This window comes from Paenibacillus sp. R-74696 (assembly GCF_055814915.1).
This window is the reverse complement of record NZ_JBPULM010000030.1, coordinates 504,153-518,152: the sequence shown is the minus strand read 5'-3', so window position 1 is coordinate 518,152 and position 14,000 is coordinate 504,153. Positions and strand designations below refer to the sequence as shown.

9 protein-coding genes are annotated in these 14,000 nt (G+C 46.8%); 8 read left to right on the top strand and 1 reads right to left on the bottom strand.

The window, feature by feature from the left end; genetic code table 11:
• Positions 1–232: 232 nt before the first annotated feature.
• Positions 233–2,572 (top strand): RNA polymerase recycling motor HelD, encoded by a 2,340-nt coding sequence (gene helD / locus ACSR9A_RS13850; protein ID WP_473758010.1) that lies wholly within the window; start codon positions 233–235, stop codon positions 2,570–2,572.
• Between the two features lie 37 nt (positions 2,573–2,609).
• Here the strand turns inward: helD and ACSR9A_RS13845 are convergent, their stop codons facing one another.
• Complete coding sequence (locus ACSR9A_RS13845; RefSeq protein ID WP_473757750.1) at positions 2,610–3,506, bottom strand: helix-turn-helix domain-containing protein; 897 nt, start codon at positions 3,504–3,506, stop codon at positions 2,610–2,612.
• 1,141 nt (positions 3,507–4,647) lie between these two features.
• Between ACSR9A_RS13845 and ACSR9A_RS13840 the strand changes: the two genes are divergently transcribed.
• The 7 genes from ACSR9A_RS13840 to ACSR9A_RS13810 all read left to right on the top strand — a co-directional run bounded on the left by ACSR9A_RS13840 (position 4,648) and on the right by ACSR9A_RS13810 (position 13,999).
• Positions 4,648–5,814 (top strand): glucose-1-phosphate adenylyltransferase, encoded by a 1,167-nt coding sequence (locus ACSR9A_RS13840; protein ID WP_341283026.1) that lies wholly within the window; start codon positions 4,648–4,650, stop codon positions 5,812–5,814.
• A complete protein-coding gene (gene glgD, locus ACSR9A_RS13835; RefSeq protein WP_473757749.1) occupies positions 5,811–6,920 on the top strand; it encodes a glucose-1-phosphate adenylyltransferase subunit GlgD in 1,110 nt (369 codons plus the stop codon). The genes ACSR9A_RS13840 and glgD overlap by 4 nt, the downstream gene beginning before the upstream one ends.
• Before the next feature lie 108 nt (positions 6,921–7,028).
• A complete protein-coding gene (gene glgA, locus ACSR9A_RS13830; RefSeq protein ID WP_473757748.1) occupies positions 7,029–8,486 on the top strand; it encodes a glycogen synthase GlgA in 1,458 nt (485 codons plus the stop codon).
• Entirely contained in the window at positions 8,468–10,429 is a 1,962-nt protein-coding gene (locus ACSR9A_RS13825; RefSeq protein WP_341278378.1) for a glycoside hydrolase family 15 protein, read from the top strand. Before glgA ends, ACSR9A_RS13825 begins: the two co-directional genes overlap by 19 nt.
• Before the next feature lie 545 nt (positions 10,430–10,974).
• Positions 10,975–12,420, top strand: a complete 1,446-nt coding sequence (locus ACSR9A_RS13820) for a 4-hydroxyphenylacetate 3-hydroxylase family protein (RefSeq protein WP_473757747.1) — start codon at positions 10,975–10,977, stop codon at positions 12,418–12,420.
• Positions 12,407–12,787, top strand: coding sequence for an NUDIX hydrolase (locus ACSR9A_RS13815; protein WP_473757746.1), 381 nt, complete (start codon positions 12,407–12,409; stop codon positions 12,785–12,787). Before ACSR9A_RS13820 ends, ACSR9A_RS13815 begins: the two co-directional genes overlap by 14 nt.
• Before the next feature lie 12 nt (positions 12,788–12,799).
• Complete coding sequence (locus ACSR9A_RS13810; RefSeq protein WP_473757745.1) at positions 12,800–13,999, top strand: M24 family metallopeptidase; 1,200 nt, start codon at positions 12,800–12,802, stop codon at positions 13,997–13,999.
• Position 14,000: the final 1 nt, after the last annotated feature.

The following is a 14,000-nucleotide window of genomic DNA, read 5'->3' as shown; positions in this document are numbered from 1 at the left end:
GCTGCGATGCAGCATGTATGATTATATTTCTGCCTTTGCCATTATAATCGCTTGTTTTAGGGCGAGCAATGTTTATTTGAAATATAGGAAAGTATTTGATATCGCCATCCTTTCTCTATATTTCTCGGACTGAAACGCAGCGCGCCACCAGAGGACGGCGCGCGGTCGTTTCACCTTGTGATTTGAAACTTTGGGGAAGTACTACTTTTATATATAAGGAGCGTGACCTATGATGCCGAATTCTGAGCTTGAACGAGAACAGCTGCGAGTTAATCGGGTAACGAAGTGGGTCAAGGAGCAAATCGAAGGCTTGCAGGATCAGGCTGGAGAGCTGCGCGAGGACATTGTAGACATTCGTAAAAACTTCTGGGATGACGTAACCGTCAATTTTGAGGATTCCGCCGAATCTGCGGAGACGCATGCAAGCTTGAAGCAGCAGGCGGAACTGCTGTCGGAGCGGGAGCGGACGCGCCGCGTAGCGATGGAGCAGCTGGGACTGCTGAAGAAGCTGGCGCAATCGCCCTATTTCGGTCGCATTGATTTTGTAGAGGATGGCGAGAGCCGCGAGGCAATTGAACCGATTTATTTGGGGGTAGGCTCGCTGCTCGACGAAAGCGGGGCCAACTATTTAATTTATGACTGGCGTGCGCCTATATCCGGCCTGTATTACGACTATTCTCCGGGACCTGCCAAGTATGAGACGCCTAGTGGACAAATTTCTGGAGAAATGACGCTGAAGCGTCAATATATTATTCGCCAGGGCGAAATTGAAGGGATGTTCGACACGGGAGTAACGATTGGCGATGAAATTCTGCAAGCGGTGCTGGGCAAGCAGTCGGATTCGCAAATGAAAAGCATTGTGGCGACGATTCAACGCGAGCAAAATCAAATTATCCGCAATGAGCGGGCTCGCCTGCTGCTCGTACAGGGAGCGGCGGGAAGCGGCAAAACTTCAGCCGCCTTGCAGCGGGTGGCGTATTTGCTTTATCGCTATCGCGGTACATTGAATGCCGATCAAATCGTCCTCTTTTCACCAAATCCGATGTTTAACAGCTACGTCGCAACCGTACTGCCAGAGCTTGGCGAGCAAAATATGCAGCAGACGACGTATCAGCAGTATTTGGAGCATCGCCTTGTTCAAACCTTTGATCTGGAGGACCCTTTCTCCCAATTGGAGTATACGCTCTCTGCCGCCCATGGCAGCGAATATGATGCTCGCATTGAAGGAATCCGCTATAAATCAAGCCTTTCCTTTATTGGGCTTATTGACCGGTATGCCGCTTCGCTCGGCGAGAAGGGACTGCGCTTCCGGGCGTTGAAATTCCGCGGCCGCACCTTAATTACTGCCGAGGCGATACATGAGCATTTTTACAGCCAAAATCGTTCTCATCCGATTCCAAACCGTCTGCGCATGACTGCCGAGTGGCTGCTCAAGGAGCTGACCCGCCTTGGGCGGGAGGAGCGGGGCAAGCGCTGGGTAGAAGAAGAGATGGAGCTGCTCGATAACGAAACGTATAATACGGTTTACAGCGAGCTGCTGGATAAGGAAGGGTTTACGCAAAATTCCTTCGATGATCATAAGCGGGAGAGCGACCGTCTGGCGGCGATTATTGTACAGGAGCGCTTTAAGCGCCTGCGCAGCCGGGTTAAGCGGCTCAAGTTTCTGGATATGCCGGAGGTGTATCGCCAGCTGTTTCATGAAGCAAACGAGCAGGAGGGCGAATATCCGCAGCTTTGGGCTGCGATCTGCGAAGGCACGGCTGAGAAGCTGGCGCGGAAGGAATTATTTTATGAGGATGCCACGCCTTATTTATATTTGAAGGAGCTGCTTGAGGGCTTCCAGACGAATACGTCGGTTAAGCATTTGTTCGTCGATGAAGCGCAGGATTATTCGCCGTTCCAATTCCATTATTTAAAGAAAATTTTCCCGAGCTGCAAAATTACGGCGCTTGGCGATTTGAACCAATCGATTTTCGCCCATGCCGTAGTCGGTGACAGCTTTCATGCATTAGCGGGCATGTATGAGGAGCAGGAAACCGAGCGCGTCATATTGGAGCGAAGCTATCGCTCCACGCGCCAAATTTCCGAGTTTACAAGCAGCTTTATCGCGGGCGGAGAGCGGATTATTCCATTCAATCGCAGCGGCCCATGGCCAACGATTACAGCTATTGCTGGCGAGGAAGAGCTGAAGCAGCAAATTGCCCAGCGGATCGAAGCGCTCAAGCAGCAGGGCAATAGCTCGATCGCCGTTATAGGCAAGACAGCGGAGGAGAGCAGGCTTGCTTTTGAAGCCTTGTCCGCCATCGTGCCGGATATTCATTTGATTGCCAAAGAAACGTCGACGTTCGAGCAGGGGGTTGTCGTCATTCCTTCCTATTTGGCAAAAGGCGTGGAGTTTGACGCTGTTATTTTGTATAATGCTTCGAGCCTAGTCTATGGACGGGAAGACGAGCGCAAGCTGTTTTATACGGCCTGTACGAGAGCAATGCATGAGCTGCACCTTTATTACATGGGTGAGCCAACCTGCTTTCTGGACAAAGCGCAGTTAGCCGAGCCGCTTAATAACATATAGAATGCAAATAAGGGATGGTCCTGAAGGGGACCATCCCTTATTTGCGTATTTTTTGCCAAATCTCTAAACAGTCAACCTTAAGCTCCGAGGCAATCAGTTCAGCCGTAAGCCGCTGGGGCATTTTTATTTTTCCATTGCGCAGCTTAGAAATCGTCTGGATGGAAATTCCTGTGGCAGCCGCGAGTTGGCCTGCGCTTATGTCGCGTTTTGCCATCCAAATTTTCAGCCGCATGCTGGAATCGATATACTCATGCGTATTAATAGGCTGCAAATCAAGCACGATAAAGGCGTATTCCTTAATTCGTCCAAACCCGTCAAAGATGGGAGTGAACGTTATCTTTACTTCAAGCTCTACGCCGTTCACTTTGGTTGTTTTTACAGTAATATGGTTTGTTTTCTTGAATTTTCGCGTTTCCTCCAAAATATGAAGCAGGCGAAGATGCTCGCTTTCGGCCACAATTTCCAGAAAAGACTCTCCATTCAAATGGCCGTCGGCTATCAAATAGGCGGGGAAGGGGTCCTTCAAAAATTGCACCTGGTAGTTGGCATCGAGAATACCGCTAAACAGCACCGTATTCGTCTCGAATTGCTTTTCAATCCAATGATGGGAGCTCAAATCACTCAGTATAATGAGCGATAATGCCTGACGCTCTTCGTTTAGCATGCTCAGGGTATTATGCTCCACCATGACAGGCGTTCCTCCGGGCTTGCAGGTGTGGAGCAGTCCTTCCCGCTTTGTGCTGGTCTTGTAGTGCTTGAGCGACCAGTTCTCAAGCAGCTCGCCTATCGGCTTGTCTATCAAATATTCATATTCCAGACCGGTTAGGCGGATAAAAGATTCATTGACATCCATGATGAAGCCATAATGCTTTACAGATCGGAGAATAGCAGCAGGACTGTCCATCATTTGAAACACTCTTTCAAAAACCGTCAATCGTTTTCGCTCCTTTGAGCCAGCTGTGCGGCATTTATGTAAAGTATATTAAGGTTTAATTAATTAAACTTGAAAGCTTAGCGGGCATATAGCTAGCGGATGTATGGATATCTGTCCGATTTTTACAGCTTATTGGGCGCTCAGCGCGCTTTCTAACTGGTCACTATCCTTGTTAAAATAATCAATAAATAGGGATATATTTTAAAAGGCTTGATTCCGGAGGAGATACACCATGAATAATGAATGCAACATTGAGAACTGCACCAAACCCGTCAAAGCCAGAGAATTATGCTCCATGCACCATCAACGTCTTATGCGTCATGGAGACCCTCTTACTATCCGGCCCCGTAGAACAAAAATTGTAACGAACTGTAAATGGATTAATTGTACAAAAAGCGCCAGCACGAAGGGATACTGCTCTAAACATTATTACATTCATCGGGTAACCCGTACAGTATAAAATAAATACATATTCATCTTCTATCAGTCAGTAAATCAGCAATTTAAGGTTTCATTTGGCTATGAAAGATGTATAATATAACTAGCTGCAAGATGGGGCCCTTGGCCCCATTTACCTCAAAAATAATCAGGCAACCGTCGCTTTTGTCCAATTTAGAAGGAAGGAGCAGACCTTGTCAATCGTAGCTTTCCAAGCTTGCAGGATGATTATCCCCACTACAGCTGTATTTCACTCAATGGCAAGAACACCGCTGATTTAGAACTCTCGCATACGAATTTATCACAACTAAGCTGCTCTGTGCTTCACTTTCATTTTAGCTCCATAGTTCTCTGCTTACGGACGGAAGCTCTTTTCCAGTTCTATTCTGGCATATAATCATATTGCCGGACAATCTGTCATATCATGATTATGATGTGGCAAGGGTTTGTTGTTAAAGCCAACTACTCCAAAATGCTGCTCCAACTATCAAATTGGGGTGCCAGAGCCGGGTTGTTGCCGCTCTTTCATAGACGACAAATCATTTGACCCGGGACTCGGGGATAAGGCAGAAGCCTTATTTCGTCAGCGATACGATTGCTGGGCACGGCTGCAAATGTTGCATCTCATCACATTTTCCCCCGCTATCGCCTTGCTCTCTCAACCAGGTTATGGGGGACACTCATGAATAAGGAGTTGGTGTCCATGGCTCGTAAAGAAATGTTGGCAATGCTGCTTGCAGGGGGTGAAGGAAAACGTCTTGGAGTACTGACGAAGGATTTGGCCAAGCCTGCCGTTTATTTTGGCGGGAAATATCGGATTATTGATTTTACATTAAGCAATTGCACACATTCAGGTATCGATACAGTAGGTGTATTGACGCAATACCAGCCGTTTGAGCTCAATCGTTATTTGGGCATTGGAACGCCTTGGGGTCTGGATCGCAGCGATGGAGGCATGGCTATTCTTCCTCCGCATGTGAAACAGAAGGGCGGCGTCTGGTACAAGGGCACGGCCAACGCGATCTATCAGAATATGGAGTTTATTGAGCGATATAATCCAAGCTATGTCTTGGTCATTTCCGGCGATCATATTTATACGATGGACTACGATCTGATGCTTCAGCATCATAAGCGGTGCGGGGCGGATGTAACGATAGCAGGTATAGAAGTAGATTGGAAGGAAGCCAGCCGATTCGGTGTCATGCATGTCGATGATGAAGACCGCATAACTGCATTTGAGGAAAAGCCTGCAAAGCCTACCAGCAATATCGCTTCGATGGGCGTCTACATTTTTACATGGTCGGTATTGCAAAAATATTTAATTTATGACGAGGCGAACCGCCAGTCCAGCAATGATTTTGGCAAGGACATTATTCCGGCTATGATGCGGGATGGCCTCATCGTCAGCGCTTATTCGTTCCGCGGCTACTGGAAAGATGTCGGCACGATTGAAAGCCTGTGGGAGGCGAATATGGATTTGCTCGCAGAGGAGCCTTCGCTGGATTTATCGGATAAAGACTGGCGCATCTACTCTGTCAATCCTAATCGGCCGGCACAATACGTAGCGGCGGGCGCCGAGGTGATATCATCTATGGTGACGGAGGGCTGCGTTGTGGAAGGACGGGTAGATCGCTCGGTTCTCTTCTATGGCGTCCAGATGGAGAAGGACAGTGAGGTTAGCGAGTCCGTCATTATGCCGAATGTGCGGATTGGCGAAGGGGCGCGCGTTTACCGGGCCATTATCGGCGAAGGCGCTGTAATCGAAGACGGCGTGCAGATTGGCGATCCGGAGGATGATGCGATTACCGTCGTAGCTGTCGGACAGTTTGTTGCGAATGATCACGTATTGCTGGAGGTGGAGCCATCATGAGCAACCGGATAATGGGCGTTATCAATTTAATCCACGAGACGGACGAGTTGGAGCATTTAACGCAAAGCCGCTGCCTTGCGACCGTGCCGTTTGGAGCACGCTACAGGCTCATTGATTTTATTTTGTCCAGCATGGTGAACTCTGGCATTAGCAAGGTAGCGGTGTTTGCGCATACGAAATATCGCTCGCTGATGGATCATCTTGGATCAGGTAAATATTGGGATTTGAATAATCGCCAGAGCGGCTTGTTTATTTTGCCGCCGGCTACGGATGATTTGCAGGAAATCAGCCGTGGCGATTTATACCATTTTTATCAAAATCGCGATTATTTCAACCGTTCAACGGCGGAGTATGTTGTCATTACGCGCAGCCATATGGTTTGCAATATTGATTTCAATCCGATTATTGATGAACATGAGGCACGCGGGGCGGATATTACAATCGTGTGCAAGAAGCAGCATGATCTGCCTGGCAAGGCGCGCAAGGTCAAGATGAGCAGCGATGGCCGAGTTACATCGATTCAGGAAAACTATGGGCGAATGCTGAGCGATGTTTCCTCAATGGAAATGTATGTGATGAAAAAAGATTTGCTCATGGAACTCGTAGAAACCTCGCTCGCTCAGGGGCAGGATCATCTCGTACGCCATGCGATTTTCTCCCGCTTGAACAAGCTGCGGGTTTATGGACATTTATACGATGGCTATTTGGGCGTAGTCAATACGCTTGAAAGCTATTTTACCAATAGCATGAATCTACTTTGTCCTGAAGTGTGGAAGGAGCTGTTTTTCCAGCCGGGCACGATATTCACGAAGGTCAAGGATGAACCGCCTGCGCGATATTTGGAATCCTCTAAGGTTAATAATTCATTAATCGCCAATGGCTGCCGCATTGAAGGAACCGTGGAGAATAGCATTTTGTTTCGGGGTGTCCATATTGGCAAAGGGGCAGTCATACGCAATAGCATCATCATGCAAAATGGCATCATTGGCGAAAATAGCCTGATTCAGCATAGTATTTTGGATAAGGATGTACGAGTCGATTGCAACCGGGATATAAGAGGAGCAGAGAAGCTTCCCTTTCTGGCGGGCAAGCGCAAGACGATCTAACTAACTAAATGAATAGCAGGCATGAGGCTGGGGGTAAAGCTGGGACTTGTCTACAGCGTGTCGCAGCCTCTGCTGGCTACATTTTTAAGCGAAACAGGAGGAGAAAAAATGAATATTTTGTTTGCAACTTCGGAGGCCGCGCCACTCGCAAAAACCGGCGGCTTGGGCGACGTTGCAGGCGCTCTTCCCAAAGCACTGGTTAAACGTCAAATCGGCACAAGCGTTATTTTGCCAAAATATGAGGATATTCCAGCAGAATATTTGGAATATTTCGAACAAATCGCATCCTTCAACGTTTCCTTTAGCTGGCGCAACCAATATTGCGGGCTATTTCGTGGAGAAATCGATGGCGTTTGCTATTATTTGATTGATAATGAGTTTTACTTTAAGCGCAAAGGGTTATATGGGTATGGAGACGATCCTGAGCGCTTTGTGTTTTTTAGCTTTGCTGTGCTGGCGGCGCTAAGCTTTGTTGATGTGCTTCCTGATGTCATCCATTGCCATGATTGGCAAACCGCGCTCATTCCGTTTCTGCTCAAGACGAAATATGCGGCAGAATGGGCGGATATCCGCACCGTTTTCACTATCCATAACCTGAAATATCAGGGCGTACTAGACATCAAGCAGCTGCAGGATTTAACGGGTGCGGGTGATGAGGCTTTTGGCCCGGAGGGGCTGGAGTTTCATGGCGCAGCCAGCTGTTTGAAGGGCGGCCTCGTGTACGCAGACAAGCTGACGACAGTCAGCCATACTTATGCGGAAGAAATCAAGGACAGTGAATATGGCGAGCGTCTGGAGGAGCTGCTGCGGCATCGCGAAGGCGATCTTCTGGGCATTGTAAACGGCATTGATGATGAGTCCTATGATCCGATGAAGGATTCCTCGCTGCATACGCCATTCCGTAATTCGATTAGCCGAAAAAGGAAAAATAAGCTCGATTTGCAGCAGGAGCTTGGACTGCCGGAATCGGAGGAAATTCCGCTCATTGGCATGGTTAACCGGCTTGTTGAGCAGAAAGGGCTGGATCTCATCACGGCCAGGCTTGAGGAACTGCTGCAACAAGATGTCCAGCTCGTCATTCTTGGTTCGGGCGAGTGGCATTATGAGCAGCTGCTGCAGCAGTATGCGCAGCGTCACCCTGACAAAATTGCGGTAAGGCTTGGCTATAATGAGAGGCTTGCTCGCCGCATCTACGCAGGAGCTGATTTATATTTGCTGCCTTCACGCTTCGAGCCTTGCGGAATCAGCCAGCTCCTTGCGCTGCGCTACCGTGCTGTCCCGATCGTTAGGGAGACCGGGGGGTTAAAGGATACCGTCCAGTCTTATGATGAATATACTGGAGAAGGAAATGGATTCAGCTTTGTGGGCTATAATGCCGATGAATATTGGAGTACGGTTAGCAGAGCGCTTCGCCTATACCGGAATCCAGAGGCCTGGAAACAAATTATAGACAATGTCTCCAAGGAGAACTATAGCTGGAATCGCTCCGCCAAAGCCTATGTAGCCGTATATCATCAACTTTTGTTACAGCGAGAGGAGAACAAACAATGCCCCGTCACCTTGTAATTGGCAATGGCAAGCTGCTAGTGAATTTGGATCAAACCTGTTACATCCGCGATATTTATTATCCTTATGTGGGACAGCTCAATCATGTGGGCGGCCACTATTGCCGCTTCGGCATTTGGATTGGGGGCGTCTTCTCCTGGCTGGATGAACCAGAATGGAACATTGAGCTTGGCTACATTGACGATTCGCTCGTTACGAATATTATAGCAAGGCATGAGGGGCTTGGCGTTGAGCTGCAAATGAATGACGGCATTCATCAACGCGAATGCATTTATATTAAACGAGTCGTCGTACGTAATTTACGGAATGATGCCCGCGAGGCAAGGCTGTTTTTTCATCAGGATTTGATGATCGACGGCTCGGAGGTTGGCGATACAGCTGCTTATTACCCGGAAAATAATACGCTGTTTCATTACAAGCGCTCGAATTATTTTATGTTCAGCGGCTCGAGCGATGAAGGCGGCTTAATGCAATATTCGACGGGCATCAAGCGGTTCCACTCTGCGGAAGGCACCTGGCGTGATGCAGAGGATGGCGTGCTAATGGGCAATACGATTGCCCAAGGCTCCGTGGACAGCACGATTGGCCTTAGCGCCAATGTGCCGGGAGGCGGCGAAAAAACCTTTTATTATTGGATGTCAATTGGGAAAAACCTGGAGGAGGTCAAGGAGCTTAATCAATACGTCCTCGATAATAGTCCAGAAAAGCTGCTTAGCCGTGTCGTTATTTATTGGAATCATTGGCTGAGAAGAGCGGAGAGCGATCTGGGCGATTTAAATGAGAGCATCAGCCGGATGTTCCGTCACAGCCTGCTCATTGTCCGCACACAGGTGGATGAGCGCGGCGCGATTTTGGCGGCCAATGACACCGATATTTTGCAATACAATCGTGACCATTACAGCTACATGTGGCCGCGTGACGGCGCATTGATTGCCGAATCGATGTCGCTTGCCGGTTACCAGAGCGTAATCGCCCCATTTTTCAATTTTTGCGCAGCAGCGCTTGCACCAGACGGCTATTTGTACCACAAATACAATCCGGACGGAACGGTCGGCTCCAGCTGGCATCCGTACATCGTGCAGGGCAGCCAAAGGCTTCCGATTCAGGAAGACGAGACAGCGCTCGTCCTGTTCGCATTATGGCAGGATTATTTGCGGAATCAAGTCATTGAGCTGCCTCAGTCCTTATACAGCAACTTAATCCGCAAGGCAGCTACGTTCCTCAGCAGCTATATAGAGCCTGAGCTATCTCTGCCTAAGCCAAGCTATGACCTATGGGAAGAGCGCTACGGCATCTGGACCTATACCGTCGCTTCTGTGTATGGCGGCTTAATGGCAGCAGCCTTCTTCACCGAGCTGTTCGGCGATTACGAGCGCAGCGACCATTATCGCAATACAGCCCAGACGATCAAGCATGGCATGCTGACACAGCTGTGGGATGAAGAAAGCGGACGGTTTGCGCGCGGTCTCATTCAGAAGGACAATGGCTGGGTGAAGGATATGACGCTGGAGAGCAGCGTATTCGGCATTTGGGAGTTTGGCGTGCTGCCGGTCGATGATGATAAAGTCGTTCGGACGATGAATGCGATTAGGGACGGGTTAAGAATCCAGACCGATGTTGGCGGACATGCGCGGTATACAAACGATTATTATTTCCAGCAAACCGGCGACATTGACAAAATTCCGGGAAATCCATGGATTATTTGTACGCTATGGGTCGCCAATTACCAAATTGCTTCTGCTCAGAAGCTCGAGGATCTGGAAGGGCCGAAGCAGACACTGCAATGGGTCGTAGACCATGCTTTATCCAGCGGACTGCTGGCGGAGCAGCTCAATCCGTTCGATGGCAGCCCGCTCTCGGTCGCACCGCTCACTTGGTCGCATGCGACATTCATTCAGAGCGTAAGCAAATACGCAGAGAAGTATAAGCAGCTCAAGGGCTAAATCTATCATTTATTTGAATGAAAAAGGCAGTATTAAGTATCATCCATAAAGAAGGTCCAGCAGGGAAAAGAACGCGGCAAGCGTTCTTTTCCCTGCTATTTTTTTTGCGGTAATCGCAGCATGCTCTGCCAAAAATAGCTTCCAAAAGGGGAATGTGATTACGAAAAAAGCGGACGGGATACGCTGCTGTTATATACAAGAAAGTTTGTCTGTATCATAAGTATAAATGTCGTATATTTACAATTAATAAAACGCTTACATAAAATTGTGTTGCTTTCGTTTTCGCGATAATTAGCTAAAAAGCAGCAGTTTCCATTGAGGGAACGGCTGATTTTATGATATTGAAACGATTTTAAAACTATTTCCGACAAAAAAAGTATGTATTCGACAGCTAATTTCGACAGACTTCTTCGTAAAAGTATTTTACCATTACATATGTAATTTGATAAAATTTATCTATATTTTATTTTCTTTAATTTAAATTATTTGTAATTTGATTATCAAGGATTTTATGGTAAAAAATAATGTAAGAGGTGTTGAACAACGTGCAAACCTATGAATTTTCAGCTAAAAGTGCCTATTTGAAAAGAATGAAAGGCAGAAATTCTGTTTATTTAAACGGAGTTCAAGTTGACGTAGCGACTAGCCCGGCATTTTCAGGAGCCATTGAATGTATTGAAAAATACTATGATTTGCAGGAAGAACAACCAGATATTCATTGTTTTAAAGATGGCAATCATAATGCCGCAATGAGTCTGCTAGTCCCTTTAACAGTGGAGGATTTGCAGCGGAAAAGGGAATCCTATAAGGCTGTAGCGGATATTTCTTTCGGAATGCTGGGCAGAACGCCAGATTTTATCAATGCCGCTTTAGCTACGTTATATGCTCATTCCAAGCAGCTAGGCAGCAATCCATATGCTAATTTCTCTGAAAATATGAGAGCTTACTATCAATATGTGAAAGAGAAGAACTTATTTGTAGGCCACGGAGCGATTAATCCGCAAATTGATCGATCTTTGCCTCTAGGCTCCCAAGTTAATGAATATGCAGCAGTGAGAATCGTAAGCCATGATCAAAAAGGAATAGTTGTTACAGGGGCCAAAATGATTGTAACATTGGCGCCAATTGCAGATGAATTGCTCATTTTTAATATGCCTGGGTTAAAACCGGGTGACGAGGACTACGCGGTTTCTTTTGCTTTGCCTGTCGATTATCCAGGCGTGAAAATGATTTGCAGAAAACCGATGGTGAAGCCAGTGTATCATTCATTTGATCATCCCCTGGCTAATGCTTTTGATGAAATCGATGCTTATTTGATTTTAAATGAAGTTTTTATTCCTTGGGAAAAGGTATTCGTATTCAGAGATGTTGATAAATCGAATTTGTTCTACGATAAAACCTTTGCTCGAAATCACACGGGGCATCAGGGTATTGTAAGAGGATTATCTAAAGCGGAGCTCCTCACAGGCATTTCCATTCAACTGGCGAAAATGCTGAAGCTCGATGGGTTTATAAATGTCCAGGAAAAATTAGGAGAGCTAACCTCCTATGTCGAGCTTGTAAAAGCGAGTATTGCATGGAGTGAGGCAGATGCAACGATAAGCGAGGAAGGGGTTATGACCCCAAGCATTAGCGCTATTCAAGCGATTCGATATAATTTTCCGAAAATGTATGAAGCGATGGTTAAAACGTTACAATCGCTTGCCGCGGGTTCCATGCTGTCTACCCCGCATTATCAGGATTTTCTTAATTCGGATTTAAGCGACTTGGCGAGTTCTCTTTCTACAGGTGAAACGGACGCTTTATCCCGTACAAAATTATTAAATCTCGCTTGGGATGCATCGGGCGATGGCTTTGGCCAAAGACAGTTAGTGTATGAATTTTTTCATGCCGGAGACCCGATGAGAATTGCCGCTGGACATTTTTTGAATTATGACAAGCGCAATATGATAAATATGGTAGATAGGGTGTTGTTACATGACAATGATTAGCTGTGCCTGCCTTGTAAAACAGGATAACAATAAGCTGCTTCTGGTAAGGGTTAGGGATAATGAGCTTTGGTATTTGCCAGGGGGGAAGATAGAGCCAGGCGAGGACCCGAAAGAAGCTTTAGTAAGGGAATTGAAGGAAGAGCTGAACATAGACGTTCAGAGGGATAGCATTCAACATTTGAGAACGGTAATAGGGCCAGCCTATAAAGAGAATGCCAGCGTTGAATTAATCTGTTATACGGCAGCCTGGGCCGGAGATATAGTGCCATGTTCCGAAATTAGCGAAGTTGATTGGGTGGATTCAAGTAATTACAGCTTGCTCGCCCCTGCTGTTATCAAGCTAGTTGAGCAATTGGAGTTCGAATAAAACACGAGGTGAATGATGCTGTTTAATACGAAGCGCTTAATATCAAAAATGAAAGAACATAATCTGTCGGCCATTGTTGCGGCTACGAAAGAAAATATAAAATATTTTACCGGATTTGAGCCTGTAGTCAAAACGTTGAATCCTTATTTTGGACAATGCTTTGCAGTCATTACAAGCTGTTCTCCCGATAAGGTTCATGTTGTGCATTCCGTAGGAGAAATTGATCAGATTTTGGATGCCCGCTCGCCAATTGGACATGTCGTAACCTATGGAACCTTTTATCGGGAATATGCAGCGAGCACCCCCTTAACGGAAGAAGAGCAGCGTTTGAACGATTTATCTAATAATGATAATGGAAATTCAAATGCCGAGGAAGGTCTTGTGGCGTTATTAAATAAGCTTAATCTCGCTAATGAACGAGTGGGAATGGATGAGGATGGCATGAGAGGGAGCCGCTTATCGATGATTAAAAGCAGACTCCCGCATGTTGAGTTTGTTGAAGGCTCGGCGGTTATCCGCAGTGTTAGGGCGGTCAAAACAAGCTTTGAAATCGATGCGCTTGCTCATTCTTCCATTTGTATCGAGAAAGCGATAAAAACCGTGATAGATCAGCTATATGAGGGCATAAACGAACAGGAAATTGTCAAAATTTTCGCTTGTTCCATTGCCGAGCAAGGCGCTATAGCTACGTTGCCGATGATTAAAGTGGGCAGACATGCGGTTGGCGGCCAAAGAAGGCCAAGTGCGGATAACCGCTTAATGGCAGGGGATATTCTCTGGTTTGATTGCGACATTGTATGTGATGGTTATTGGGCGGATATTGCCAGAGTTTTCGCCTATAAGGAGCTTAAAGCCGAATACTTGAAATATAATGCGCTGCATAAAGGCCAACAAGAGGCGATAAAAAGGGTTAAGCCGGGCATGAAGGGCAAGGATGTATTCCATCTGACGATGAATGCTGTTCATGAAGCAGGCTTTGAAAATTATAGAAGGCATCATGTTGGACATGGAATTGGTTTAGAGCCTTATGAATTGCCTATTTTATCTCCAGCGAGCGAAGATGTGATTGAAGAAGGAATGGTCCTTTCCATAGAGACCCCTTATTATGAATTTGGTCTTGGAGCATTGCATGTAGAAGATCCTATCGTCGTTTTGCAGAGCGGCAATAAAGTACTGACCACGGGCGATAGCTTAATTAAAATTGTGGGGTGAG